This is a genomic window from Streptosporangium sp. NPDC020072 (genome assembly GCF_040631445.1).
In the GTDB taxonomy this organism is placed as follows: Bacteria; Actinomycetota; Actinomycetes; order Streptosporangiales; family Streptosporangiaceae; genus Streptosporangium.
Genome location: NZ_JBEYAB010000002.1, coordinates 96,342 through 121,756 on the forward strand (window position 1 = coordinate 96,342; position 25,415 = coordinate 121,756).

The 25,415-nt window shown below is 71.2% G+C and carries 22 protein-coding genes; 9 read left to right on the forward strand and 13 right to left on the reverse strand.

The window, feature by feature from the left end; all coding sequences use genetic code 11:
• The first annotated feature begins 70 nt into the window (after positions 1-70).
• Positions 71-1,042: an SIS domain-containing protein gene (locus tag ABZ470_RS03750; protein ID WP_362909753.1), complete on the forward strand. Its 972-nt coding sequence runs from the start codon at positions 71-73 to the stop codon at positions 1,040-1,042.
• A gap of 6 nt (positions 1,043-1,048) precedes the next feature.
• Here the strand turns inward: ABZ470_RS03750 and ABZ470_RS03755 are convergent, their stop codons facing one another.
• Positions 1,049-1,435 carry a DUF742 domain-containing protein gene (locus ABZ470_RS03755; RefSeq protein WP_352009553.1) on the reverse strand — a complete coding sequence of 129 codons (387 nt, stop codon included), beginning with the start codon at positions 1,433-1,435 and terminating at the stop codon, positions 1,049-1,051.
• 3 nt (positions 1,436-1,438) lie between these two features.
• Complete coding sequence (locus ABZ470_RS03760) at positions 1,439-3,880, reverse strand: nitrate- and nitrite sensing domain-containing protein (protein WP_362909756.1); 2,442 nt, start codon at positions 3,878-3,880, stop codon at positions 1,439-1,441.
• Positions 3,881-4,233: 353 nt separating this feature from the next.
• Here ABZ470_RS03760 and ABZ470_RS03765 point away from each other — a divergent pair, with 353 nt between their 5' ends.
• The 4 genes from ABZ470_RS03765 (at position 4,234) to ABZ470_RS03780 (ending at position 9,195) form a co-directional block, all read left to right on the forward strand.
• Positions 4,234-5,310 (forward strand): betaine/proline/choline family ABC transporter ATP-binding protein, encoded by a 1,077-nt coding sequence (locus ABZ470_RS03765; RefSeq protein ID WP_362909759.1) that lies wholly within the window; start codon positions 4,234-4,236, stop codon positions 5,308-5,310.
• 107 nt (positions 5,311-5,417) lie between these two features.
• The gene (locus ABZ470_RS03770) at positions 5,418-7,295 is read left to right on the forward strand and encodes an ABC transporter permease subunit (RefSeq protein WP_362909761.1); all 1,878 of its coding nucleotides are present in this window, start codon (positions 5,418-5,420) and stop codon (positions 7,293-7,295) included.
• Positions 7,292-8,251, forward strand: a complete 960-nt coding sequence (locus ABZ470_RS03775; protein ID WP_362909763.1) for an ABC transporter substrate-binding protein — start codon at positions 7,292-7,294, stop codon at positions 8,249-8,251. The genes ABZ470_RS03770 and ABZ470_RS03775 overlap by 4 nt, the downstream gene beginning before the upstream one ends.
• Positions 8,248-9,195 carry an ABC transporter substrate-binding protein gene (locus ABZ470_RS03780; protein ID WP_352009558.1) on the forward strand — a complete coding sequence of 316 codons (948 nt, stop codon included), beginning with the start codon at positions 8,248-8,250 and terminating at the stop codon, positions 9,193-9,195. The genes ABZ470_RS03775 and ABZ470_RS03780 overlap by 4 nt, the downstream gene beginning before the upstream one ends.
• 63 nt (positions 9,196-9,258) lie before the next feature.
• On the opposite strand, the gene ABZ470_RS03785 is transcribed toward ABZ470_RS03780, so the two are convergent.
• From ABZ470_RS03785 to ABZ470_RS03815, 7 genes are all read right to left on the reverse strand, one after another.
• Positions 9,259-9,846 carry an ATP/GTP-binding protein gene (locus tag ABZ470_RS03785; RefSeq protein WP_352009559.1) on the reverse strand — a complete coding sequence of 196 codons (588 nt, stop codon included), beginning with the start codon at positions 9,844-9,846 and terminating at the stop codon, positions 9,259-9,261.
• The gene (locus ABZ470_RS03790; protein WP_352009560.1) at positions 9,827-10,189 is read right to left on the reverse strand and encodes a DUF742 domain-containing protein; all 363 of its coding nucleotides are present in this window, start codon (positions 10,187-10,189) and stop codon (positions 9,827-9,829) included. Before ABZ470_RS03790 ends, ABZ470_RS03785 begins: the two co-directional genes overlap by 20 nt.
• A gap of 24 nt (positions 10,190-10,213) precedes the next feature.
• Positions 10,214-10,633 (reverse strand): roadblock/LC7 domain-containing protein, encoded by a 420-nt coding sequence (locus ABZ470_RS03795; RefSeq protein ID WP_352009561.1) that lies wholly within the window; start codon positions 10,631-10,633, stop codon positions 10,214-10,216.
• Positions 10,630-13,575 (reverse strand): nitrate- and nitrite sensing domain-containing protein, encoded by a 2,946-nt coding sequence (locus ABZ470_RS03800; RefSeq protein ID WP_362909765.1) that lies wholly within the window; start codon positions 13,573-13,575, stop codon positions 10,630-10,632. The genes ABZ470_RS03795 and ABZ470_RS03800 overlap by 4 nt, the downstream gene beginning before the upstream one ends.
• A gap of 133 nt (positions 13,576-13,708) precedes the next feature.
• Positions 13,709-15,970: a [protein-PII] uridylyltransferase gene (locus tag ABZ470_RS03805; RefSeq protein WP_362909767.1), complete on the reverse strand. Its 2,262-nt coding sequence runs from the start codon at positions 15,968-15,970 to the stop codon at positions 13,709-13,711.
• Positions 15,967-16,305, reverse strand: coding sequence for a P-II family nitrogen regulator (locus ABZ470_RS03810; RefSeq protein ID WP_184713272.1), 339 nt, complete (start codon positions 16,303-16,305; stop codon positions 15,967-15,969). The genes ABZ470_RS03805 and ABZ470_RS03810 overlap by 4 nt, the downstream gene beginning before the upstream one ends.
• On the reverse strand, positions 16,302-17,612 hold the full coding sequence (locus ABZ470_RS03815; RefSeq protein WP_352009564.1) for an ammonium transporter: 1,311 nt from the start codon (positions 17,610-17,612) through the stop codon (positions 16,302-16,304). The genes ABZ470_RS03810 and ABZ470_RS03815 overlap by 4 nt, the downstream gene beginning before the upstream one ends.
• Positions 17,613-18,049: 437 nt before the next feature.
• On the opposite strand from ABZ470_RS03815, the gene ABZ470_RS03820 reads away from it, so the two are divergent.
• Complete coding sequence (locus ABZ470_RS03820) at positions 18,050-18,892, forward strand: SAM-dependent methyltransferase (RefSeq protein ID WP_352009565.1); 843 nt, start codon at positions 18,050-18,052, stop codon at positions 18,890-18,892.
• 190 nt (positions 18,893-19,082) lie between these two features.
• On the forward strand, positions 19,083-20,000 hold the full coding sequence (locus ABZ470_RS03825) for a helix-turn-helix transcriptional regulator (protein ID WP_362909769.1): 918 nt from the start codon (positions 19,083-19,085) through the stop codon (positions 19,998-20,000).
• Positions 20,001-20,052: 52 nt separating this feature from the next.
• On the opposite strand, the gene ABZ470_RS03830 is transcribed toward ABZ470_RS03825, so the two are convergent.
• The 4 genes from ABZ470_RS03830 to ABZ470_RS03845 all read right to left on the reverse strand — a co-directional run bounded on the left by ABZ470_RS03830 (position 20,053) and on the right by ABZ470_RS03845 (position 23,739).
• Positions 20,053-20,991, reverse strand: coding sequence for a sigma-70 family RNA polymerase sigma factor (locus ABZ470_RS03830; protein ID WP_352009567.1), 939 nt, complete (start codon positions 20,989-20,991; stop codon positions 20,053-20,055).
• A 213-nt stretch (positions 20,992-21,204) separates the two neighbouring features.
• Positions 21,205-22,560 (reverse strand): formimidoylglutamate deiminase, encoded by a 1,356-nt coding sequence (locus ABZ470_RS03835; RefSeq protein WP_352009568.1) that lies wholly within the window; start codon positions 22,558-22,560, stop codon positions 21,205-21,207.
• A 155-nt stretch (positions 22,561-22,715) separates the two neighbouring features.
• The gene (locus ABZ470_RS03840) at positions 22,716-23,402 is read right to left on the reverse strand and encodes an SDR family oxidoreductase (RefSeq protein ID WP_362909771.1); all 687 of its coding nucleotides are present in this window, start codon (positions 23,400-23,402) and stop codon (positions 22,716-22,718) included.
• A 10-nt stretch (positions 23,403-23,412) separates the two neighbouring features.
• Positions 23,413-23,739, reverse strand: a complete 327-nt coding sequence (locus ABZ470_RS03845; protein WP_352009570.1) for a hypothetical protein — start codon at positions 23,737-23,739, stop codon at positions 23,413-23,415.
• A gap of 57 nt (positions 23,740-23,796) precedes the next feature.
• Between ABZ470_RS03845 and ABZ470_RS03850 the strand changes: the two genes are divergently transcribed.
• Together ABZ470_RS03850 and ABZ470_RS03855 are read left to right on the forward strand one after the other, a co-directional pair.
• Entirely contained in the window at positions 23,797-24,327 is a 531-nt protein-coding gene (locus ABZ470_RS03850; RefSeq protein WP_352009571.1) for a PadR family transcriptional regulator, read from the forward strand.
• A gap of 108 nt (positions 24,328-24,435) precedes the next feature.
• Positions 24,436-25,392 carry an ATP-binding cassette domain-containing protein gene (locus ABZ470_RS03855; protein WP_362909774.1) on the forward strand — a complete coding sequence of 319 codons (957 nt, stop codon included), beginning with the start codon at positions 24,436-24,438 and terminating at the stop codon, positions 25,390-25,392.
• The last annotated feature ends 23 nt before the right edge of the window (positions 25,393-25,415 follow it).

Sequence of the window (25,415 nt, forward strand, 5' to 3'; positions counted from 1 at the left end):
CGTGACGACGCGCGTGCGTCACCCGTGACGGCGCGCAAGCCGACGCCCTACGAGCCGACCAGGAGAGACCGTGAATCCCGAGCTGTACCTCGCCGACCTGGAGGCCAAGCCCGCCGCGCTGGCCGACCTCGCCGGGCTCCTCGCCGAGACCGACCCCTTCGCCGGGCTCCCCGGCCGGATCGGGCGGGTGCTCCTGCTGGGCATGGGCAGCTCACGGTACGCCGCAGGGGTCGCCGCGCTGCGGCTGCGGGCGGCGGGGGTCGAGGCGGTCGCCGAGTACGCCTCCGGTGACCTGCTGCCCCCGGCCCTCCCGGACACCCTGGTCGTCGCGATCTCCGCGACCGGCGGCAGCCGGGAGACCCTCGACGCGCTGGCCCGTTACCGGGGACGGTCCTTCGTGCTGGCGATGACCAACGCCCCGGGCTCCCCGGTCACCGAGGGGGCCGACCTGGTGGTGCCGATGGCGGCGGGCGAGGAACGCGGTGGCGTCGCCTGCCGGACCTTCCAGCACACCCTGGCCCTGCTGCTGGCCCTGCGCGACCGTCTCACCGGCACCGGCACCGGTGTGCCCGCGCTGCTGCGCCGTACCGCCGAGGCCACCGGCGACCTGCTCGAACGCCGTGACCTGTGGCTTGAGACGGCGGCCGAGCTGCTCGACGGGCCGGACGGCGTCCACACGATCGCCCCCGTCGAGCGCCTGTCCTCGGCCGAGCAGTCGGCGCTGATGTTCCGGGAGGGACCGCGCCGGGCGGCCGACGCCTGCGAGAGCGGCGACTGGTCCCACGTGGACGTCTACCTCACCAAGACCCTCGACTACCGCGCGCTGCTGTTCCCCGGCTCGCGCTACGACGACCAGGCGATGGAGTGGATCACCCGGCGCGGCTCGGCCGTCCTGGCGGTCGGCGGTGAGGTGCCCGGCGCCAGGGCGAGTGTGCGCTACCGGCACGACGACGACCGGGACGTCGCCCTGCTCACCGAGACCCTCGTGGCGGAGCTGGTCGCCGCGCGCTGGTGGCTCGCGGGAGCCCTCGCGGAAGCCTGAGCCGGGTCAGAGGCGGTGCAGCCCGCTGAGGACCCGTTCGAGGGTGGCCAGGTCGGGACCGCCCGCCTCGCCCCTGGGACGGTGCACGCGCACCAGCCCCTCCGCCTCCATGTCGGAGATCAGGACCCGGGCCACGCCGAGGGGAACGCCCAGCAGGGCCGAGATCTCGGCGACCGAGCGGACCTGGTGGCACAGCTCGCTGATCGCGCGGTACTCCCGGACGTAGGACAGGCCGAGCCTGGCCGAGGTGGCCGAGGAGACCAGGGCCTCCATGGCGAGCCCGGCCGAGGGCGTCGTCCTTCCCCCGGTCACGGCGTACATCCTGACCAGGGAACTCTCCTCCTCGGCCGGTTCGGCGGGCCGTTCGCCGTACCAGGGGTCGTGTCCCGCCATGGCTCAGCTCTCCCGTTTCGGGAGTTCGTTGCGGGCCCTGCGCACCCCGTCCTGGAAGCTCGACATCCGGGTGCGCGCCAGGTCGGCCGACCTGGCGTGCCTGGCCGGGGGCGGACCACCCGGGGGGCCGGCGACGGAGCCCGGCACCAGGTTCGCCCGCGGGGTACGGCGCGGCAGGCCGGAGGAGGTCGTCCCCCCGAGGGCCGGGTCGCCGGCGACCTTGGCCGCCTGCCAGCCGTCGTCCCCCGGGGAGGACCACGATCCCGGCTCTCCCGCCACGATCGGGACCTCTCCCGTCGATCCCGGGCCTCCCGTCGAGGCCGAGCCGGAGAACGGGGGCGCGGCTCCGGCGCGGAACCAGCCCGACTCGACCGAGGCGAAGATCGGCAGGAACTCCTCCTCCTGCGCCGGGACCCCGGTGCCGGGCAGCGGCGCGACGGCCTCCTCGGACACGACCGCGGGCGCCGCGAGGACCGCCGCCCCGTTGTGCGTGGTGACCGAGGTCAGGAGTGTCTCGGGCAGCAGGACCATGGCGGTCAGGCCCATCGCCTCCTGCGGGCGGAGCTGGACGCGGATGCCGTGCTTGAACGCGAGACGGCCGACCACGAACAGGCCCATGCGGCGCGCGGTCGAGGCGTCGGCGCCCTGCGGGCCCGCCAGGCGCCGGTTCACCTCGGCGAGTTCCTCCGGCGTCATGCCGATGCCCTGGTCGGCCACCGAGATCATCACGCCCCCGCCGTCGATGACGCCGCTGGAGACCACGACCGGGTTCTCCTTCGGGGAGAAGGACAGCGCGTTCTCCAGCAGTTCGGCGAGCAGGTGGACCACGTCGCTGACCGCGGGGCCGATGACCGCGGCCTCCGCCTGGACGCGGATCGCCACCCGGTCGTAGTTCTCCACCTCCGACAGCGAGGCGCGGACCACGTCCATCAGCTCGACGGGGGTCCGCCAGCGCCGTGCGACCTCCTGACCGGCCAGGACGAGGAGGTTCTCGCTGTTGCGGCGCATCCGGGTCGCGAGGTGGTCGAGTTTGAACAGGTCGGCCAGGCGCCGGTCGTCGCGTTCGCCGCGTTCGAGCCGTTCGACCAGGGTGAGCTGGCGTTCGACCAGGGTCTGGCTGCGGCGGGAGAGGTTGACGAACATCGCGTTGACGGTGGTGCGCAGCCTGGCCTCCTCCCCCGCCAGCCGTACCGCCTCCCGGTGGACCTCGTCGAAGGCGCGGGCGACCTCGCCGATCTCGTCGCGGGACAGCACGCCGACCGGGACGACCTCGGCGGCGACCTCGCCGTCACGTGACTCGCGCACCTGCTGGACGTAGGCGGGCAGCCGGTCCTCGGCGATCCGCAGCGCCTCCCTCCGCAGCCGCCGCAGCGGCTTGACCAGCGAGCGCGCGACCCCGGTGGTGATCAGGAGCACGACCAGCAGCAGACCGGCGACGCCTGCGGCCGTCAGCAGGGCGCGGCTCTGCTCGGCGGCGCCGAGTTCCTGGCTGCGGCCGACGATGGCCTGGGTGTGCCGCCGTTCGATCTCGCGCATCCGGTCGATCGTGACGGTCGCCGCGTCGTACCACTCCTTGGCGTCGTCCTTCCTCGCCAGGTCGAGGCCTTTGAGGGAGGCGCCGGAGGAGGCGCGCAGCAGCACCAGTTCGCGGAGGAACTCGGCCCGGTCGGCGGTACGGCCGTCGGCGGTCTCGCCGAACAGGCGGCGTTCCTCGCTTCCGGCCTCGACGGCGAAGGCCCGGCGCGCGTTGCGTTCCTCGGAGAGCGCGCCGAGGAACCTCTCCATCTGGTCCTGTTCGAACCGGCCCGCGACCAGGACGACGGACAGCAGCGCCCGTTGCAGCGACAGGGCCTCCTTCGCCCTGGCCAGCGCCCCGAGGGTCAGCGCCTGGCCGAACAGCGCGTCGTCGTCGCTGCCCTTGCCGAGTTCGTCGTGGAGGGACAGCAGGTCGCCGATGACCAGGGTGTAGGCGTCCACGGCCGCGTCCGGCAGCAGCGAGGGGCCCATCGCCCGGTCCCGCAGCGGGCCGAGGTCGTCCAGCCGGGTGATCACGGTCTCGACCTCGTCCCTGGTCCGGCCGCCGACCGCGGTCCTGAGCAGGGCCGCGCCGTCCCGCACGCCCGTCGCCTCGGCGTCGACCGCCTCCATCTGCCGCCGTACGGCCTGCGTCTGACGCTGCGGACGGCCCTGGGCGACGTACCAGGAGGTCAGGTCCCGTTCCTGGGCCAGCGCGTGGGTGAGCGCCCCGATGTGGTCGGAGAGTCTGGCCAGGTCGTTGACCCGCTGGTAGTCGGTGGAGGCGCGCAGGGAGGCGGCGACCTGGATCCCGCCGAGCAGCACCGCCGCCGCCGTGGGAACCAGGATGAGCGCGACGAGCCTGGAGCGCACCCGCCAGTTCCGCAGGCGGAGGCCGCTGCCCGCCCCCTCGATCTTGTGTGTACTCACCGAACGCTGCCTCTCGGTGGACGAATACCGGCCGAATTTCCCACGGCCCCGGCAATTCGAGCACATCTCAACCTATTGGGCCAATCGAACACACCTTCATGAATGACTACTTATGGGACCACACCCCGGAAGTATCAATCCTCATTTCCAGACTGGAATCCTCGTTACGGACATCCTTATATATCCATTACGTTTTTATGCGTCACTTGACCGTTTACACCGTTCCAGCCAACAATTAAGGACAGCCGTTTAAACCACAAAACATCTCCAGAAGGCCACATCATTGTAATTGGCGATATTTCCCTCATATCTTGACTCACTACGTCCTTGGCCCACCGAATCCGGATGTCAGGTTGGAGGAGTCAGTGGTCCCGTCCGGCGGTGCCGCGATCGAGGTGCGCGGGCTGTGGAAGATCTTCGGCCCCGGCGCCGACCGCCTTCCCCGCGACCTCCTCACCCGCCTGTCCCCTACCGAGCTCAGGGAGCGCACCGGCTGCGTCGCCGCGGTCAGGGACGTCACCCTCTCGGTACGGCCCGGCGAGGCGTTCGTCGTGATGGGCCTGTCGGGCAGCGGGAAGTCCACCCTGATCCGGTGCCTGACCCGGCTGGTCGAGCCGAGCGCCGGTGAGATCACGATCGCCGGGCAGGATGTGCGCACCGCCTCCCCCGCGCAGCTCAGGCAGCTGCGGCGGCACCGGGTGAGCATGGTCTTCCAGCACTTCGGCCTGCTGCCGCACCGGGGGGTCCTCGACAACATCGCCTACGGCCTGGAGATCCAGGGCGTCCCCAGGGCCAGGCGGCGGCGCAGAGCGGGGGAACTGCTGTCCCTGGTCGGCCTCGACGGCTTCGCCGACGCCCGGCCCGACACGCTCTCCGGCGGCATGCGGCAGCGGGTCGGCCTGGCCAGGGCGCTGGCCTGCGAGCCCGAGGTGCTGCTGTTCGACGAGCCCTTCAGCGCGCTCGACCCGCTGATCCGCAGGGACATGCAGGCCGAGGTCACCCGCCTGCACCGCGAGGCCGGCACGACCATGGTGTTCGTCACCCACGACCTGTCCGAGGCGCTCAGGCTGGGCGAACGCATCGCGATCATGCGGGACGGCGGGATCGTCCAGCTCGGCACCCCCGAGGAACTGGTCGGCACCCCGGCCGACGGCCACGTGGCCGCCTTCGTCAGGGACGTGCCCAGGGGCGAGGTGCTCTCGCTGCGCTGGATCTGCCGCCGCCCGCGTGACGGCGAGCGCCTCGACGGCCCGCCCCTGCCCTCGGGGACCGTCATCCGCGACGCGGTGCCGACCGCGATGGGGACGGCGCTGCCGATCGTCGTCGTCGAGGACGGCCGGGCCGTCGGCGTCGTCGACCGGCTCGACCTGCTGTCCGCGATGAGCGGCCTGCCCGGCGCGGGAACGGCGACGGGAACGGGCCGCGTGTGACCTCCTCCCCTTTACGCTCCCCCTTGAGCTCCTCCGTGCGAGCCGCCCCGGCCCCGCCCGCCGTACCGGCGCTCACCGCCACGGCCGCGGCCACAGTGGCTGCCACAGTGCCGATCGCAGTGGCGGTCGCGGCGATCGTCGTGGCCTGCCACCTGCTCTTCGGGGGGAGCGCGACGCTGCCGCACGACGAGGACGCGGCGGCCTTCCGCCTCATCGGCGACCTGCGCGACTGGGTCGACGCCAACAGGAACGCCAGCCCGATCTTCCTGTTCCTGGTCAACTACGTGCGCCTGCTGGCCGGCGGTCTGAACGACGCCTTCGCCCTGCTCCTGCGGGAGCTCGGCTGGGCCGGGACCATGGGACTGGCGGGCGGGATCGGCTGGCTGGCCGGTGGGCCGAGGACCGCGGTGACCGTGCTGGCCGGGTTCTGCGCGTTCGGGGTGCTCGGTGTGTGGCCGGAGAGCGCCGAAACCCTCGCGCTCGTGCTCGCCTCGGTCCTGCTCTCCCTGCTGCTCGGCCTGCCGCTCGGCGTGTGGGCAGGCCGCTCGGTACGGCTGCGCCGCCTGCTCGACCCGGTCCTCGACGTGATGCAGATCATGCCGACCTTCGCCTACCTGGCGCCGATGGTGCTGTTCTTCCAGATAGGACCGGCCGCGGCCGTCGTCGCCACGACGGTCTACGCGGTTCCCCCGGCGATCAGGATCACGGCGCTGGCCGTCGAGCGGGTCTCCCCCTCGGCGGTCGAGGCCTCGGCCTCGCTCGGCGCGACCCGCTGGCAGACGCTGCGCACGGTCCACCTGCCCCTGGCCCGCGCGACGATCGCGCTGGCCGTCGGCCAGACCGTCATGATGGCGCTGTCCATGGTGGTGATCGCCGCGCTGATCGCGGCCCCCGGCCTCGGCTCGGGCATCGTCACCGGCCTGTCCCGGGCCGACGTCGGCCTCATGCTCCCCTCCGGTCTGGCCGTCGTGGTGCTCGCCGTCGTCCTCGACCGGACGGTCGCCGCCTGCGCCGTACCGGGAGGACGGCCGCGCCGGGCCGTACTCGCTGCGGCGATCCTGGCGCTCTGCGGCGCCGCCGCCTCCCTGCTGCTGGGCACCGGGTTCCCTCCCGGCTGGACGCTCCACCTGGCCGGACCGGTCAACGACGCCGTGACCTGGGCGAAGTTCTCCTGGTACGGCGTCACGGACGCGATCAGGAACCTCGTGACCGAGGCCCTGCTCAACCCGTTGCAGGAGGTGCTGACCTCCTCCCCCTGGTGGCTGGTCGCCGGGGTCGTGCTGGTGGTCGCCTGGCGCCGCGCCGGTCCCCGCGACGCCGTCGTCGCCGTCTGCTGCCTGCTGGCCACGGCCCCGCTCGGGCTGTGGCGGCACACCATGGAGACGCTGACCACCGTGCTGACCGGGACGGCGCTGACCCTGGCCGCCGGGCTCGCGCTCGGCGTCGCCGCGGCCCGCTCCCCCCGCTTCTCCGCCGTGCTGCGCCCGCTGCTCGACGCCGCGCAGACCATGCCGTCGTTCGTCTACCTGCTGCCCGCGCTGGCCCTGTTCGGCGCGAGCAGGTTCACCGCGGTCCTGGCCTGCGTGGTCTACGCCCTGCCCCCGGTCGCGCGGCTGGTCCAGGACGGGATCGGCGCCGTCTCCCCGGCGGCCGTCGAGGCCGCCCGATCCTGTGGCTCGACCGAGTGGCAGGTGCTGTGGAAGGTCCGCCTGCCCCTGGCCCGCGGGGCGATCCTGCTGGCCGCCAACCAGGGCGTCGTCATGACGCTCGCCATGGTCGTGGTCGGCGGGCTGGTCGGCGGGGGCGGGCTCGGCTACGACGTCGTCTCCGGCTTCGCCCGGCGTGCCGACTTCGGCATGGGGCTCGCCGCCGGAGTGGCGACGGTTCTGGTCGGGGTCACGCTCGACCGGATCACCAGGGGCGCCGCGGAGCGCCCCGCCAGGAAGGTCCCCCGATGGTCTCCCGGAAAGAAGAGGATCTCATGAGGATCGGACGCAGCATCCGTCTGCTCGCCGGCGCCCTCACCGTCGCGCTTGCCGCGGGATGCGCGGGCGCCAGGGTCGAGACGGGTCAGGCCGCGGCGCCGTCGCCGGCGGACTCCGTCGTGCGGATCGCCGTCAACCCGTGGGCCGGTTACGAGGCCAGTACGGCGGTGCTCTCCCACCTGCTGGAGAAGAAGCTCGGCTACACCGTCAAACGCGAGAACCTCGCCGAGCAGGTCTCCTGGGAGGGCTTCGAGAAGGGCGACGTCGACGTCATCGTGGAGAACTGGGGCCACGAGGACCTGAAGAAGACCTTCATCCAGGACAGGAAGGTCGCCGTCGAGGCCGGTTCGACCGGCAACAAGGGCGTCATCGGGTGGTACATCCCCGGCTGGATGGCCAAGGAGTATCCCGGCATCACCGACTACCGCAACCTCAACAGGTACGCGAACCTGTTCAGGACCTCCGAGTCCGGCGGGAAGGGCCAGCTGCTCTTCGGCGACCCGTCCTACGTCAGCAACGAGGACGCCCTGATCAAGAACCTCGGGCTGAACCTGAAGGTCGTCGTGGCGGGCAGCGAGGCCGCGCTGATCGAGTCCGCGACCCAGGCGCAGCGCCAGCGCAGGCCGCTGCTGTTCTACTTCTGGAAGCCGCACTGGCTGTTCGACAGGATCGACCTGGTCAGGGTCACCCTGCCCCCGCACACCGAAGGCTGCGACGCCGACCCCAAGAAGGTCGCCTGCGACTACGCGGAGCTGGACCTCGACAAGGTCGTGAGCAGGAGGTTCGCCGAGACCGGCGGCCGGGCCTACCAGCTGGTCAGGAACTTCTCCTGGACGAACGAGGCGCAGAACGCGGTCGCGAACGACATCGTCAACAACGGCCTGAGCGCCGAGGCCGCCGCTGAGAAGTGGATCAAGGCCAACGAGTCCGTCTGGTCCTCCTGGATGCCCCAGTGAGGGCACTGTCGCATCCGCTGACCCGCCTCGTGGCGGCGGCCGTACTGCTGGTGTGGCTGCCCGGGTGCTCCGCCCCGCAGCAGAGGCGGCCGGTGACCGGCGGCCTGGTGCGGATCGCCGTCAACCCGTGGGTCGGCTACGAGGCCAGCGCCGCCGTCCTCGGTGTGCTGCTGGAACGGGAGCTCGGTTACACGGTGCGGAAGGTGCCGCTCAACGAGACCGAGTCATGGGAGGGAATGGAAAAGGGGACGGTCGACGTCATCGTCGAGAACTGGGGTCGGGAGGCGGAGAAGAAAACCTATATCGAGGACAGGAAAGTCGCGGTCTCCGCCGGGCGCAACGGCAACAGGGGTGTCATCGGGTGGTACGTGCCCCAGTGGATGGCCGAGCGATATCCCGGCATCACCGACTGGCGCAACCTCAACAAATACGCCGGGCTGTTCAGAACCAAGAAGTCCGGTGACGCCGGGCAGGTTCTCGACGGCGACCCCTCCTATGTCACCAATGACGAGGCGCTGGTGCGCAATCTCCGTCTCGACTACAAGGTGGTCTACGCGGGAAGCGAGAAGGCTCTGATCAACGCCGCGGAGGTCGCCACGGAACGGCGGACCCCGCTGCTGATGTACTTCTACGAGCCGCAGTGGCTGTTCACCCGGCTCAAGCTGGTCAAGGTCAACCTTCCCCCCTACGCGATCGGCTGCGACGCCGACCCCAAGAAGGTGGCCTGCGACTACCCGCCCTACCTGCTGGACAAGGTCGTGAGCAGGAGGTTCGCCGAGACCGGTGGCAGGGCCTACGAGCTGGTGCGCAACTTCACCTGGAGCAACGACGACCAGAACGCGGTGGCCGACGACATCGTCAACGCGAACATGACCCCGGAGAAGGCCGCGGAGAAGTGGGTCAGGGAGAACGCGATCGTCTGGAAGGACTGGATCCCCGCCTGACCGGCCGTACGGGAGAGAGCGGCGCGGGAGGGGGCCCTCCCGCGCGCGCCGTGCTCGGAGGTCTCAGACGGGCATGCCGTAGGCGGCGCGGACCCGCAGGACGTGCTCGACCAGCGTGATGAGCGTGCCCTTGACGGAGTCGCGGGAGCGCGCGTCGGTGCGCACGATGGGGACGTGCGGGGCGAGCGCCAGGGCCTCGCGCACCTCCTCCTCCGTGTGGAGGAACCTGCCGTCCCAGCCGTTGATGCCGACCACGAAGGGGAGCTTGGCCTCCTCGAAGTAGTCGATCGCCGGGAAGCCGTCGGCCAGCCGCCGGGTGTCGACCAGGACCACCGCGCCGATGGCGCCCTTGACGAGGTCGTCCCACATGAACCAGAACCGGTGCTGGCCCGGCGTGCCGAACAGGTACAGGATCAGTTCCTGGTCCAGCGACAGCCTGCCGAAGTCCATGGCGACCGTGGTCGTCGCCTTGTTCGGGGTGAGGCCGAGGTCGTCGATGCCGGCGCTGGCGTCGGTCATCACCGCCTCCGTGGTCAGCGGCAGGATCTCGGAGACGGCACCCACGAACGTGGTCTTGCCGACGCCGAAGCCACCGGCGACGACGATCTTCGTCGACGTCAGGCCGCCACGGTTAGAGCCTGCGAAGTCCACTGAGAACCCTTTCGAGCATGTTGAGATCCGGTTGTCCCTTGTCGAGGCTCGGCTGGTGGAGGCGGACGAGTCCCTCGTCCGCCATGTCCGCCACCAGCACGCGGGCCACGCCAAGCGGGACCCTCAGCAGCGCCGAGATCTCGGCGACCGACCGGAACGCCCGGCACATCCTGATGATGGCCTCCTGCTCGGGGGTGAGCAGGGCCAGCTCCTCGTCCATGATGAACGAGGAGGAGACCAAGGTCTCGATCGCCATGTGGTAGCGCGGCTCGGCGCGACCGCCGGTGACCGTGTAGGGACGGAACAGGGGTTCCTCGTCCCCACTTCCATCACTCCCGAGCACGGCCCCCTCCAGTGAACCTCATCGTCATCTCCGGGATGCCTGTAGTTCGGCCCGCAGAGCGGGGGTGAGCACCTGACCCGCACGGTCGACCAGCAGGGTCATCTGGTAGGCGACCAGTCCCATGTCACACTCGGGGGAGGCGAGGACGGCGAGCACCGAACCGTCGCTGATCGCCATGACCAGCAGCAGCCCGCGCTCCATCTCGACCACCGTCTGGGTCACGGCCCCGCCCTCGAAGACGCGGGACGCCCCGACGGTGAGGCTGAGCAGGCCCGCCGCGACGGCGGAGAGCTGGTCGGCCCGGTCGTCGGGGAAACCCTCCGAACTGGCCAGCCGCAGCCCGTCCGCCGACACGCACACGGCGTGCGCCACCCCTGGAGTGCCCCGGACGAACTCGGTGATCAGCCAGTCGAACCTGCTTGCCTCGTGGCTCAGGGTCGTCACGAGCCCTCCTCCTTATCCGCCAGGGTCCTGGCGGAGTCCTCGTTGAGTTCGGCCCGTCCCCGCCGTACCCCCTGCTGGAAACTCGACAGGCGGCTGCGGACCCGCTCGGGCGAGAGGGGCGGCATCGGAGTCGACGGTACGGCCGCGGCCGTACCCGGGACCAGGTTGGCCTTCGGGGTGCGCTTGGGCAGGCCCGCGGCGGTGATCCCGCCGAGGGCCGGGTCGCTGGCCGCCTGGGCGGCCCGCCATCCGGCGTCGGCCGCTGCCTCCCAGTTCTCCGGCTCGCGGACGGGTGTCCGCGGCCTGAGCGGTCGTGCGACGGGCTCGGACGCCTGGCCGGGATCGCCGGCCTCGGCCTCCTGTGAGTCGTCACGTGTCTCCGGGCCGGGAAGGGCCTGCCTGACGGCCTGTGACGTCTGGCCGGCCTCCTCCGGTTCCTCGGTCTCATGAGGTTCGTCGGCCGTCTCGACGTGCCCGGCGGCCGCCTCGGTCCTGCGGAACCAGGCGGACTCGACGGAGGCGAAGATCGGCAGGAACTCCTCCTGCTCGGGTTCGAGCGGGGAGACCCGTACGGCGGGCATCGACGCGGTCGCCGGGTCGTCGTGGGCTTCGAGCGCGTCGTGGGAGCTGTGCCCCCAGGCGGAGAAGCCGCTCGACGGGGCGGGGGCGCCGGTCGCCGCGCCGCCGCCCGTCCCGGGGACCGGCCGCTTGGGCAGCGGGTAGGCCGTGCCGGACGGGGCGCCGAGCGAGCCCGAGGCGATGGGCTGGTCGGCGGGGATGGGGTGCTCGTCGGGGAAGGACACCGAGCTGAAGGGGTCCGCCTGCGGGAACGAGGGATGTCCCTGCCCGAGGGAGGTGTGCCCGAAGGAGGTCCGGCTGAGGGAGGTGCCCGCGAACGAGCTCTGCCCGAAGGAACTCTGCCCGAAGGAGCTCTGGCTCTGCGACTCCCCGCCCCACGACGGGGTCTGGCTCGGCTGGACCGTCTCGACGATGAGCGCGGCGGGGAACAGGACCATGGCGATGAGGCCACCCGACTCCTGCGGGCGCAGCTGGACCCGGACGCCGTGGCGCAGGGCCAGGCGGCCGACCACGAACAGGCCCATCCTCCGGGAGACCGAGACGTCGACCACGGGCGGGTCCGCCAGGCGCCGGTTGGTCTCGATCAGCTCCTCGTTGGTCATGCCGATGCCGGCGTCGCTGACCGCGAGCAGTGCGCCGCCGCCCTCGATCATGCTGCTGGAGACCACGACCTGGCTGGCCCGCGGGGAGAACTGGATGGCGTTCTCCACCAGCTCGGCGATCAGGTGGACGACGTCGTTGGCCGCGCTTCCCGAGACCGAGAGCGTGCGGTGCACCTTGACCTGGACCCGCTCGTAGTCCTCGACCTCCGACAGGGAGGCGCGCACGACGTCGACGAGCTTGGCCGGCTGGCTGCGCCTGCGGGAGGGCTCGTGGCCCGCCAGGACCAGGAGGTTCTCCGAGTTGCGGCGCATGCGGGTGGCCAGGTGGTCGAGCCGGAACAGGTCGGCGAGCCGCCCGCCGTCCTCCTCGCCCTTCTCCAGGCCGTCGATCAGTGAGATCTGCCGTTCGACCAGGGTCTGGGTGCGGCGGGAGAGGTTGACGAACATCGCGCTGATGTTGGAGCGGAGTTCGGACTCCTCGGCGGCCAGCCGTACGGCCTGCTGGTGGACCTCGTCGAAGGCCTTGGCGACCTCTCCGATCTCGTCCTTGGAGTCGACGGAGATCGGGGCGATGTCCGGCGCCCTGGTGTCTCCCGAGACCCGCAGGTTGCGCACGACCTCGGGAAGCTTGAAGCCCGCCACGTCCAGTGCCTCGGAGCGCAGACGGCGCAGCGGCAGGACCATCGAGCGGGCGATGAGGACGGTCAGTCCGAGGATCAGCATCAGCAGGAGCAGGATCAGCCCGGAGGCGATGATCGCGTTGCGCTGCTCGGTGTCCTCAAGCTCCCTGGCCCGGGTGATCACGGCCGTGGCGACCTGGGTCTCGACCTTCCCCATCCGGTCGAGGATCGTGGTGTTGTCGGCGAACCACTGCTTGACGGCGGCGAAGTCGGTCAGCAGGCGCCCCTGCGACTGCGAGCCGCTGGCCAGCACGATCGCCCTGGCCTTGGTCAGCTCGGCCCGGTAGACCTTCTCGTCCATCAGGGCCTTGACGAGGAGCTGGCGGTTGGCGCCGCTCGCCTCGATGGTGAAGTCGGCCTTGTACTCCTCCATGCGCGATCTGGAGGCGATGAACTTCTCGATCTCCTGGGCGGTGATCTGCGAGGGGGCGTAGTAGCCCGCGAGCAGACGCGAACGCTGCCGGGAGACCTCCTCCTTGGCGCGGGCCAGCGCGCTGAGCGCCCGGGTGTTGCCGACGATCTCGGGGTCGTCGCTGACCAGGGTGAGTTCCTCGTGCAGCTGCAGCAGCGGGGCGATCATGATGCTGTAGCGCTCTGCCCGGTTCGTCCCGGGCAGCTGCCGCAGCTCGCCCAGGCCCGCGAGCTGGTAGCCCACGTCCCTGGCCGCCTCCGCGGCGCGCTGGCCGTAGCTGTCGTCGATGTTCTGCAGGTCGAGCCTGACCTTGCCGACCAGGGCGTCGACGGTCTTCGCCTGCGCCGCCGCCGCGTCCTGCAGGCCCTGGTTCGAGGGCTGGAAGGCGGCCCAGGCGACACGGTCACGTTCCAAACCGAGGGCCTGCGCCAGTTCTCGCAGCGATCCGGAGTACTCGGCCGCCGAGGCGGTCCGCTGGTATCCGGCCACGCTGTCGATGGAGGCGACCACGCGCGTTCCGGCGAGCACCACGCCCACCACGGTCGGCACGAGGATCAGGGCGGTGAGGCGCGTCCGCACACGCCAGTTCCGCAAACCGAACCGGGCGGCGAAGCGCCTGCCGCGGCTGTGTGCCGCGGTACCGCCGCCCTCGGTTGTCGCCGTCGTCACCGCTCTCGCTCTACCTCTCACCATCACGACATAGGTGGCCCTCATCAGACCACATGGTCACGGGACGCAATCGACAAAGCCGACAAACCGGACGCAATCGTTACGAAGGTGACGAGAGAACGATTTCCTATGGTTATCGCAAGGCGGCAAGCACCTGGTCCCGCACCAGTGCCCGCTGGGCCTCGTCAGTCAGAGGACGCCCGGCTCTATCGACAACGTAGAAGACATCCACCGCCTCTGCGCCGAGAGTCTCTACACGTGCGGCTCGCACGTCAAGACCACAGTCTCCAAAAGCCCCGCCGATTCGCCACAATAGTCCCGGTCGGTCCCGTGCGCGCACCTCCACCACGGTTGCGGTGTTGGACGCGTCGTCAACAATAGTGACCCGTGGTGGCGCGACCGGCACCCGGGGCGGCCGGGCCGAAGCGGCCCTGCGGGCCAGGCGCCGCCCGATGTCGAGCCGTCCGGCGAGAACGAGCCGCAGGTCAGCCTCCAGGGTCGCCGGATCGGGCGGCGAGCCGTACTCGGGGACGACCGCGAACTCGATCACCGCCGTCGCCCCCGCGGAGGCGGCCGAGGCGGCGCGGACGACCATCCGGTGCGCGGCGAGCACCCCTGCCGCGCTCCACAGCAGCCCGGCCCTGTCCGGGGCGACGACGGTGACCGCTCCCCCGTTGACCCGTACGGCGCCGCCACCGTGTCTGGCCAGGGACGTCTGGGCCGCCGAGAGCACCGGGGCCGGTCTGACGGGCGTGCCGGACAGCACCGAGCGCACCCGGCGCACGAGGTCGGCGACCAGGGACGCCTTCCAGGAGTTCCACGCGGCGGGTCCCGTGGCGCGGCCGTCGGCGACGGCGAGCGCGGCCAGCAGCTCCAGGACCTCGCGTGATCCGACCGCCTCTGCCACCCTGGAGATCGTCACCGGGTCGTCGAGGTCGCGGCGGGTCGCGGTCTCCGGCAGCAACAGGTGGTGACGGACCACCCGCTCCAGGGTCTGCACATCTGGCGCGGAGAGTCCCATCCGGGCGCCGATATCCCGAGCCACGACCGCCCCGGTCACCGAGTGGTCCCCGGGCCATCCCTTGCCGAGGTCGTGCAGCAGCGCGGCGACGAGCAACAGGTCGGGCCGGGCCACCTCGCGGGTGAACGACGCCGCCCCCGCGGCCGTCTCGATGAGGTGCCGGTCCACGGTGTGGCGGTGCACGGGATTGCGCTGCGGGCGGTGCCGTACACGCTCCCAGTCGGGCAGCAGACCGACCACCACACCCGCCTGGTCCAGCTCCTCCCAGACCGGCACCGCGGCCTGTCCCGCGCCGAGCAGCCCGACCAGGGCGTCGCGCGCCTCGGCGGGCCAGGGTACGGGCAGCGGCGGCGAGTGGGCGGCGAGCGCGCTCACCGTGGCCTGCGCGAGCGGCAGCCCCGCCTCGGCGGCGGCCGCCGCGGCGCGCAGCACGAGCACCGGATCGGCGCGCGGGTCCGCGTCGCGGGCGAGCACGACCTCGCCGCCCTGCTCGACCACGCCGTCGGCGAGCGGGCGGCGCCCCCTGGGCGCGGGGCCGCCGACCAGCCGGTCGACGGCGCGCCAGGTGGCGTCGAAGGCGTGCGTGACGGTCCGCCCCGCCTCCGCGAGAGCGCGCATCAGCACCTCGGCGTCGAGCAGGCCGAGGACGCCCGCGACCGCCTCCTGCTCCTGGAGCACCAGCCGGTCGCTCCCCCGCCCGGTCACCAGGTGCAGGGCGTGCCGGACGTCCAGCAGCAGTTCGTGGGCCTGCCTGACCCTCGGCCCCGGCGCCGAGGCGACCCAGGCCGCGGCGACCGCCTGCATGACCTGCACGTCGCGGATGCCGCCGCGCGCGTCCCTGAGGTCGGGTTCCAGCAGGAAGGCCAGCTCACCGCGGGCCGCCGCCCGCAGGCCCGCGGCCTCACGAAGCTCGGCGAGCCTGCGCCGAGCGTCGGCCCGCCACCCGGCCAGCACGCCCTCCCTGGCCGCCCTGGTCAGCTCCGGGTCGCCCGCGACGTGCCGGGCCTGGATCAGCCCGAGCGCCGCCTTCAGGTCGTCTCCGGCGACCGCGACGGCCTCCCCGACCGTCCGCACCGAGTGGTCCAGGCCCGCGCCCGAGTCCCAGATCGGGTACCAGAGCCGGTCGGCGACGGCCGCCACGTCGTGCCGGCCGTCGTGCAGCAGGACCAGGTCGAGGTCGCTGCCCGGCGCCTGCTCGCCCCTGCCCAGGCTGCCGACCGCGACGAGCGCGATCCCGGACGGCTCGCGTTCCCCGCTCCCCGCGCCGTCCTTCCCGTACGGCGCGCCGCGGGCGCTCCTCAGCAGCCCGGCCAGCCAGCGGTCGACCTCCGCGGTCCGCTCCCTGCGGGCCGCGGCGTAGGAACGCCGGTTCACAACGCCTCTGGGCCGCGTTCCCCGGTGCGGACCCGCACGACCGTGTCCACGGGGACGGACCAGACCTTGCCGTCCCCGATCTTGCCGGTCTGCGCCGCCTTGACGATGACGTCGATGACGTCGTCGGCGTCGTCCTCCTCGGCCAGCACCTCAAGCCGGACCTTGGGCACCAGGTCCACCTGGTACTCCGCGCCCCGGTAGACCTCGGTGTGGCCACGCTGGCGGCCGTACCCGCTGGCCTCACTGACCGTCATGCCCCTGACGCCGAACTGTTCCAGCGCGGCCTTCACGTCGTCGAGCTTGAAGGGCTTGATGACGGCGGTGATGAGTCTCATGCGTCCACCTTCTTCGCGGTGCCACTGGCCGCCGGGGTCCTGACCGTGACGCCGGAGGCGTGCACGGTGCCCAGGTCGTAGCCGGTCTCGGCGTGGGAGGTGATGTCGATTCCGGTGACCTCGTCGTCGGCGCCGATCCTGAACCCCACGGTCCTGTCGATGATCTTGGCGATGACCCAGGTGACGGCGAACGAGTAGGCCGCGACCACGATCGGGCCCAGCAGTTGCAGTCCCAGTTGCCCGAGGCCGCCGCCGTACAGCAGTCCCTTGCCCTGCTGGCCGAGGAGGGGATAGGCGGCCAGGAAGCCGAGCGAGACCGCGCCGAGCACGCCGCCGACCATGTGGACGCCGACCACGTCGAGTGCGTCGTCGAAGCCGAGGCGGTACTTCAGGCCGACGGCACTGGCGCAGACCGCGCCCGCGACGGCGCCGATGACGACCGCGCCCCAGGGGTCGACGAAGCCGCACGCCGGGGTGATCGCGACCAGGCCCGCGACCGCGCCCGAGGCGACGCCCAGGCTGGTCGCGTGGCCGTCGCGCGCCTTCTCCACGACCAGCCAGGCGCCCGCGCCGACGGCGGCGGCGATCTGGGTGTTCATGAACGCCAGCCCCGCGGTCCCGTCGACGGCCAGTTCCGAGCCCGCGTTGAAGCCGAACCAGCCGAACCACAGCAGGCCCGCGCCGAGCAGCACCAGGGGCAGGTTGTGCGGGCGCATCGGCTCCCTGCGCCAGCCGACGCGCCTGCCGAGCACGAGGGTCAGCGCGAGCGCCGCGGCCCCGGCGTTGATGTGGACGACCGTGCCGCCCGCGAAGTCCTCCACGCCCAGGTCGAACAACCAGCCGCCGCCCCAGACCCAGTGGGCGACCGGGAGGTAGACCACGCTCGCCCAGACCGCGGTGAACAGCACCCACGCGCCGAACCTGGCGCGGTCGGCGACGGCGCCGCTGATCAGGGCGACGGTGATCACCGCGAAGGTCAGCTGGAAGGCGGAGTAGACCAGGCTCGGCATCCCGGTGCCGTCGGCCTTGGTCGCCGTGCCCACCAGGCTCTGCAGCCCCAGGGCGTCCAGCCCGCCGACGAAGGCGTTGACGATCCCGTTGCCGTTCTCGGTGAAGGCCAGTGAGTGCCCGTAGAGCACCCAGGCGACGGTGACGGTGACGATGCTCGCGAACGACATCATCATCATGTTCAGGACGCTCTTGGCCCTGGTCATGCCGCCGTAGAACAGTGCGAGCCCCGGAGTCATCAGCAACACCAGCGCGGTGGCCGTGAGCATCCAGGCAGTGGTGCCGCTGTCGATCTTCATTCGAAGCGACCCTCCTTACGAATGGCGCGTGCCTGTCTCAGGTCGCAGTGAACGCCTCCGGGCTCCGTCGACCGTGCGCACTGACGATGCGCCCCAGCGTGTTCCCCGGTGGTTTCACGGCGCCGCACGATGTGTTTCGGATCTGTGAAACTCCACGACACGGTGTTTCAGCCACGTTTCGGACAGAGTCCCCGAAGGCCGCGATCCATCCCAAACCAGCCGCCGGACAGGTTGGTTTCCCCACGAAAGGCCACGAAAGAGAATGCCCTGACACATCGCCACAGGCCGGGACGGTGACACCAGCCCCTTACTCACAAAACGGACGAACGTCAGCAAATATCGACAAGATCATCAATAACTGACTACGAACGGGATCGCCGACCTTATCGTGTGTGACGACAGCGGAATACGCGTACGACAGGAGACCTCCCCCTGTGGTGAAACGTGATGATTCACCTTCCTCCCCGCAGAATCCTTCCGAATGGAAGCTTTCCCAGCAGAAGCCAGAAATCGACACCACCGTCCCGCACTCGGCCCGGATCTGGAACTACTGGCTGGGCGGCAAGGACAACTACCCGGTCGACCGCGAGGCCGGCGAGCAGTTCGCCGAGGTCTTCCCCGGTATCGCCGGGCTCGCCCGCGCGTCCCGGCACTTCCTCGCCCGCGCGATCCGGCACCTGGCCGGCGAGGAGGGGATCCGCCAGTTCCTCGACATCGGCACGGGCCTGCCGACCGTCGACAACACCCACGAGGTGGCCCAGCGGGTGGCTCCGGACTCCCGCATCGTCTACGTCGACAACGACCCCCTCGTCCTGGTGCACGCGGGCGCGCTGCTCACCAGCACCCCCCAGGGCATGACCACCTATATCAATGCCGACCTGTACGACCCGGACACGATCCTGGCCGCCGCGGCCAAGACGCTGGACCTCACCCGGCCCGTCGCGCTCGTGCTGATGCAGATCACCGGGCACGTCCGCGACACCGGCGAGGCGCACGCCATCGTGAGACGGCTCATGGACGCCCTGCCCTCGGGCAGCTTCCTCGCCTTCAACGACAGCGTCGACACCAACGCGGAGAACTTCGCGGCCACGCAGCAGTACAACGACAGCGGCGCGGCCCCCTACCACCTGCGCAGCCCGGAGGAACTCGCCGGCTTCTTCGACGGCCTCGACCTCCTGGAACCCGGTGTCGTCCCGATCACACACTGGCGGCCCGAGGTGCCTCTCCTCGACCCGGTCGCCGACGTGGACGCGCTGGGCGGCGTCGCCCGTAAGAGGTAGGTCTCCACCACACCTCGCGCGGACCGCGCCGTGACGGTCCGCGGTGGCCTCTCCCGGACACACGGTGACCACCCCCGCCCCCGTACGGGATCTCCCGCGCGGGACGGTGGACGGTCGCCGTGCTCCGGTTTTCCCGAGACCGGCGCGCCGCGGTCCGACGTCGGCGACCGTCGCCAGAAAGTGACTGAACATGAACATCGAGACCGTGAAGGACCGGCCCGACGGCCGGACCACGGACGACTCCCCCGCAGGGAGCGGACCCACCGTCCTGCGGATGCTGCTGGGCGTCCGGCTCCGCAGGCTGCGGGAGGTCAGCAACATCAGCCTTGAGGAGGCGGGCGAGACGATCCGGGCCTCGCGCTCCAAGATCAGCCGCCTGGAGCTGGGACGCACCGGCTTCAAGCAGCGCGACGTGGCCGACCTTCTCACCCTCTACGGCCTCACCGACGAGGCGGAACGAGCCACGCTGCTGGCGATGGCCAAACAGGCCAGCCGGCGCGGTTGGTGGCACCCCTACAGCGATCTGGTGCCGAGCTGGTTCGACGCCTATCTCGGTCTGGAACAGGCCGCCGACGTCATCCGCGGTTACGAGGTCCAGCTCATCCCCGAGCTGCTGCAGACCGAGGACTACGCCCGCGCCGCCATCCGGCTCGCCCACCAGGACGCCACGAGCGCCGAGTGCGAACGCCGGGTCGAGCTGCGCATGAGGCGGCAGCGGATCCTGCACCGGCCCAACGCCCCGAGGCTGTGGACCGTCATCGACGAGGCGGCGCTACGCCGTCCGGTCGGCGGCACGGCGGTGATGCGCGCCCAGCTGGAACACCTGGTCGCCGTCACCGAGCTCAACCACGTCACCGTCCAGGTCCTGCCGTTCAGCGCGGGCGGCCACGCCGCGTGCGGCGGGCCCGTCACCATCCTGCGCATGCCCGAGCAGCAGCTTCCCGACGTCGTCTATCTCAGGCAGCTCATCGGGGCCGCCTGCCCCGACAGGCCGAGTGACGTGCAGCGCTTCTGGCACGTCATGAACCAGCTGGTCGTCCAGGCGGAACCGGCGCTCATGACGCGGGACATTCTTCACCGCTTCATCGAGGAACTCCCCGGACGCTGACCCCGGACCCGATCCGGTACGGCTCCCCGAGGCCGTACCGGATCGTAGGGGTTCAGGCCGCCATCGCCATCTTCCGCAGCCTGGCCAGGGCGTCGCGCTCGATGCGGCGGGCGCGGTCACGGCCGATGCCGTAGCGCTCGCCGACCTCGGTCAGCGTGTGCTCACGGCCGTCGATCAGGCCGTAGCGCCAGCGGAGCATCTCACGGGTCTGTCCCTCAAGGCCGGTCAGCCACTCCTCAAGGCGCTCGCGCTCCAGGATGTCCATGGCCTGCTGCTCGGGGTCGGCCCACGTCTCGTCGGCGATCATGTCGCCGAGTTCGGTCTCGTCCTCGTCGCCCACGCCGAGCTGCAGGGAGACCGGGTCGGAGGCCCAGCGGCGCAGCTCGCGCACCCTCTCGATCGGCAGTTCGAGCACCTCGGCCAGGTCGGCGTCCGTCGGCTCCTGGTCGAACTCGGCCAGCATGTCGCGCCTGACACGCATCAGCCTGGTCATCTGCTCGCCCGCGTGGGTCGGCAGCCGCACCGGCCTGGCCTGCTCGTGGATCGCCCTGCCGACGGACTGGCGGATCCACCACGTCGCGTACGTCGAGAACTTGTAACCGCGCCGGTAGTCGAACTTCTCAACCGCCCTGACCAGACCCAGGTTCCCCTCCTGGACCAGATCGATCAACGGCATTCCACGCCCTGAGTACTTGCGCGCCACCGCCACCACAAGACGTAGGTTGGCCTGAATGAACTCATCCTTGGCCCGCTGCCCGGAAACAGCCAGTCTTTCGAGCTCCTCGTCGGCGGCGTCCGCGATACGCGGTTCCCGCAACCCGCCGTCGAGCAGTTGCTCGGCGAAGAGACCGGCCTCGATCCGCTTGGCGAGCTCGACCTCCTCCTCCGCCGTGAGCAGGGGGACCCTTCCGATCTCAGCCAGGTATGTCCCAAGCAGGTCTCGATCAGAGACGTGCTGATCCTGCGTCCGATTCCCCGTCGGCCTTGCCATCAGATGGCACCTCGTTCCGCCTGCTTATGGCAGGCCCGCGCGCTCAATCGAGACCCCGGGCGCGCGAACATGCCGCTTGCCTCAACAACGCCCGGACCAGGGCAAAGATTCCCCAAAAAAGTACGCCGAGAGAACGGTTTTGGATTTCCTCCTCAAGGAGGATGTCTCAGGACACAGCGCCATGAGGTCCCCCGGTTCCCCGCCCGGGAGGGCTCAAACCACGCCGCGCACCTCGGCGATCACCGCGGCGAGTGCGGCGCCCACGTCTCCCAGGACGTGCCTGCCCTCCTCGACCACCCGGCGGCCCCCTGAGACCACGGAGTGGACGTCCGCGGCCGTCGCGGCGAAGACCGTGATCTCCACGGCGTCCTCCTGGCAGGCCCCCGCGGTGCGGACCGAGTCCAGCCGCACCGAGACCAGGTCCGCCCAGGCCCCCGGCACGAGCATGCCCGCCTCGGGGAATCCCAGCGAGGCGTGCCCCGCGGCGGTCGCGGTCTGGAGCAGCTCGGCGGCCGTCCAGTGGCCGCGCCGTTCGGTGACGAGCCGCTCGCTCAGCTCGACGCCGCGCGCCTCCTCGAACAGGTCGATCACCGCCTGGCTGTCCGAGCCGAGCGTGACGGGCGACCCCGCGTCGAACAGCGCCCTGACAGGGCCGAGACCGTCGGCCAGGTCCCGTTCGGTCGTCGGGCACGCGCAGACGTGGGCGCGTGACTGCCCGAGCAGCGCGACGTCCACCTCGGACAGATGTACGGCGTGCACGGCCGTGGTGCGGGGTCCCAGGACGTCGTGCTCGGCCAGGAGCTGGACGGGGCTGGCGGTGTAGGCCTCGACGCACGCGGCGTTCTCCTCGCGCCGCTCGGACACGTGGACGTGCAGCGGGACCGCGTGGTGGTGGGAGAAGGCGCCGACCACGGGCATCTGCTCGGCGGGCACCGCGCGCACCGAGTGGAGCGCTGCCCCGACCTCGACGTCGTGTTCTCCCCGGTAGGCCCCCAGCAGTTCCTCCGCCCGGACCGCCCACCGCTCCGAGTCGCCGTCCCCGAAGCGGAGCTGGGCGCCCGTCAGCGGAACGCCGATGCCACCGGCCAGATAGCAGGTGTCCAGCAGCGCGATGCGCAGGCCCGCCCGTCGCGCCGCCTCGACGAGCGCGTGTCCCATCGCGTTCGGATCGCCGTACGGCCCGCCGCCCGGTGAGTGGTGGAGGTAGTGGAACTCCCCCACACAGGTGATCCCGGCCAGCGCCATCTCCGCGAAGACGGCCGTGGCGAGCCTGTGGTGGGAGTCGGGGTCCAGGGTCGCGGCGACGCCGTACATCCGCTCACGCCAGGTCCAGAAGTTGCCCTTCTCCCGCTGTGTCAGCCCGCGCAGCGCCCGGTGGAAGGCGTGGGAGTGCGCGTTGGCCAGCCCCGGCAGGGTCAGCCCGGCCAGCCGTACGGCCCCGGCGGGAGGGACGGCGACGCCGGAGGCCACCTCGGAGATCCGTGAGCCCGTGACCGTGACGAGCACCCCCGAGGCGACCTCGCCCGGTGGCAGCCAGGCCAGCTCACACCAGTAGGCCGTCTCCGGCACGGACGCTCCCCGCCCGGGCGTCTGGGGCGCTCCTGGCGAGGACGGGAAGGAGTCTCCCCGCGCTGCGGCGAACACCCTTCATTATGTGAACAGGGTCGTTCACGGGCGCCCCGCACGGCTCACATGAAGGGCAAAAGGGTCGTCCAAGACACCGCTCAGTTGACCGGGCCCGCGCTGGGACGGACGGTGATCTCGGTGACGTGGGCGTCCGGGGTGGCGCTCACCGCGGTGAGCACGACCCGCGCGACCGACTCGGGCGTCAGATATCTGTCCGGCTCGTAGGCCGCGCCCTCCTGCTCGCGGACCCCGCGCTGCATGTCGGTGTCGATCCGCCCGGGATAGACGGAGGTGACCCGCAGGGCGGGCTCCTCAAGGCGGAGCGCGTCGGCGAAGGCCCGCAGCGCGAACTTGCTGGCGGCGTAGGGGCCCCAGTCCGGGTTGGCCCGCAGGCCCGCCCCGGAGTTGATCAGCACGACCCGCCCCTGGGCCGCGCGCAGGGCGGGCAGCAGCAGCCGGGTCAGTTCGGCGACCGCGACCACGTTGAGGTCCAGGGTGCGCCGCCAGACCTCGGCGGGTGTCGTGGCGATCCGCCCCAGGATCGCCACCCCGGCGCTGTGCACCAGCACGTCGAGCCGGTCGATCCCGGCGACGTCGGCCTCGGTGACCGCGGTCAGCTCGATCGGCCAGGGGCGCGAGCCCGGCAGTTCCGCGGACAGCGCGGCGAGCGCCGCGGTGTCCCGGCCGCCGAGCAGCAGGTCGTGGGTGGGGGCCAGGGCGCGCGCGACCGCGGCGCCGACCCCCCGCGAGGCTCCGGTCACCAGTGCCAGGGGACGTTCGGACATGTGGATCACCCTACTCGGGGCGGAAGGTGTCCGGCCCGGGACGCTCCAGGGTGAGCGCGTAGACGTCGTGCGGGTAGTCGTGGCCCGTCGGCCGGACCCTGACCTCCCGCTCGTCGGCCTCCAGGATGACGCACCGGTGCCACCTGCCCTCCTGCAGGAACAGCCACGGCTCGCCCAGCACGGAAAGGCCCGAGCGGTGGACCTCCTCGGCCGCCTCCTCGTCCGGGCGGGGCTCCCCCAGCGGATAGCCGAACACGGTCAGCGGCTGCCAGGCGTCCCCCACCGGCCGCAGGTAACCCAGAAGGGCGCCGTCGTCGTCACGTCTGATCTCTCTCACGCCCGGCACCGTAGCCCACGATTGACATCGTATTCAAACTTGAATAAAAAATTGCACATGTCCTCCACTCGTGTTCTACTGCTCGGCGTACTGCTCGACGGCCCTCTCCACGGTTACGAGGTGCGGCGCCGCCTCGAACTCATGGGCACCCAGCACTGGGCCAACGTGGCCTACGGCTCGATCTACCACGGACTCGCCAAGATGGCCGACGAAGGCCTCCTTGAGCGGGTCGAGGAGGGAAAGGGAGGCAAGACCGTCTATGGGATCACCGAGATCGGCCGTGCGGAGTTCGCCCGGCACCTGATGAGCCACTGGTGGGAGATCAAGCCGATCGTGGACCCGTTCCAGGTCGCTCTCACCTTCATGGACCGGCTCTCACCCGCCGACCTGACCTCGGCGATGGAGGCCAGGGCCGCGCAGCTGCGCTTCTCGATCTCCATGACCGAGCGCGCGATCGGCGGCAAGCAGGCCTTCGGCGCCCCCCGGCACATCGACGAGTGCCTGCGGCTCAACATCCTGCAGCTCCAGGCCCAGCTCACCTGGCTCGAAGAGGCCATGGAGAAGGTTCGCGACGGAAAGCTGCCGTGAAAAGGGGTTGAGCCTCACACCGCGAGAGGGTCCAGCCTTTCCCTGGAGGTCGCGCGAGCGCCTCCCCACCCCCAGTCACCCCCCGGACACCCGGCGGAACGGAGTGTAATGATCATCGAAGCGCGCGGACTGCGCAAGACCTTCACCAGGCGCGGGCGAGGCGGAAGCGAGCAGGTCGAGGCCGTCAGAGGCATCGACCTGTCGGTCTCCGAGGGCGAGATCTTCGCCGCCCTCGGCCCCAACGGAGCGGGCAAGACCACCACGGTCAGGATGCTCGCCACCTTCACCGCCCCGACCGCGGGAACGGCCACCGTGGCCGGATACGACGTGGTACGGCAGGCGGCCAAGGTCAGGGAGCGGATCGGGTACGTGGGCCAGACGGGCGGGATGGACGACAACGCCCCCGGCCTCGACAGCCTCCTGCTGGCCGCGCGCCTGGCGGGCCACTCCCGCAGGCAGGCGGCCGTCCGGGCCGACGAGCTGCTCGCGGCCTTCAGCCTGACCGAGATCGCCCGGCGCCCCCTCAAGACGCTGTCCGGCGGCCAGAAGCGGCGCTTCGCGCTGGCGGTCGGCCTGGTGAACCGGCCGCCGCTGATCTTCCTCGACGAGCCGACGACCGGCCTCGACCCGCAGAACCGTGCCAACCTGTGGCAGGAGGTGCGCGCCCTGCGCGACCAGGGCACCAGCGTGCTGCTGACCACCCACTACCTGGACGAGGCCGACGCGCTGTGCGACCGGCTCGTCATCATCGACAACGGCCAGGTCGTGGCCGAGGGCACCCCGCAGGGACTCAAGCGGGAGATCTCCGGGGACGTCGTCACCCTCAGGGTCGACGACCGGGCCGCGGCGCTGCCGCTGCTGGCCGCGCAGCCGTACATCAAGGAGACCCAGGAGCGGGACGACGCGCTGCTGGCCTACCTCGACGACGGCGAGCGCAACCTGACGTCACTGCTGCGCGCCCTTGAGGCCGGCGGGCTGGCCATCCGGTCCATCTCCCTCGACCGGGCCACGCTGGACGACGTCTTCCTGCGGCACACGGGGCGTTCCCTGCGTGACGCCGCCTGACGACCACCCCCACCGTCGAAACG

Excerpts from the sequence above, each read along its gene's own strand:
- ABZ470_RS03830 (WP_352009567.1), bottom strand. The coding sequence starts at position 20,991 with ATGGCAAGGCCGACGGGGAATCGGACGCAGGATCAGCACGTCTCTGAT.
- ABZ470_RS03755 (WP_352009553.1), bottom strand. The coding sequence starts at position 1,435 with ATGGCGGGACACGACCCCTGGTACGGCGAACGGCCCGCCGAACCGGCC.
- ABZ470_RS03855 (WP_362909774.1), top strand. The coding sequence starts at position 24,436 with ATGATCATCGAAGCGCGCGGACTGCGCAAGACCTTCACCAGGCGCGGG.
- ABZ470_RS03775 (WP_362909763.1), top strand. The coding sequence starts at position 7,292 with ATGAGGATCGGACGCAGCATCCGTCTGCTCGCCGGCGCCCTCACCGTC.
- ABZ470_RS03840 (WP_362909771.1), bottom strand. The coding sequence starts at position 23,402 with ATGTCCGAACGTCCCCTGGCACTGGTGACCGGAGCCTCGCGGGGGGTC.
- ABZ470_RS03810 (WP_184713272.1), bottom strand. The coding sequence starts at position 16,305 with ATGAGACTCATCACCGCCGTCATCAAGCCCTTCAAGCTCGACGACGTG.
- ABZ470_RS03850 (WP_352009571.1), top strand. The coding sequence starts at position 23,797 with ATGTCCTCCACTCGTGTTCTACTGCTCGGCGTACTGCTCGACGGCCCT.
- ABZ470_RS03825 (WP_362909769.1), top strand. The coding sequence starts at position 19,083 with ATGAACATCGAGACCGTGAAGGACCGGCCCGACGGCCGGACCACGGAC.
- ABZ470_RS03815 (WP_352009564.1), bottom strand. The coding sequence starts at position 17,612 with ATGAAGATCGACAGCGGCACCACTGCCTGGATGCTCACGGCCACCGCG.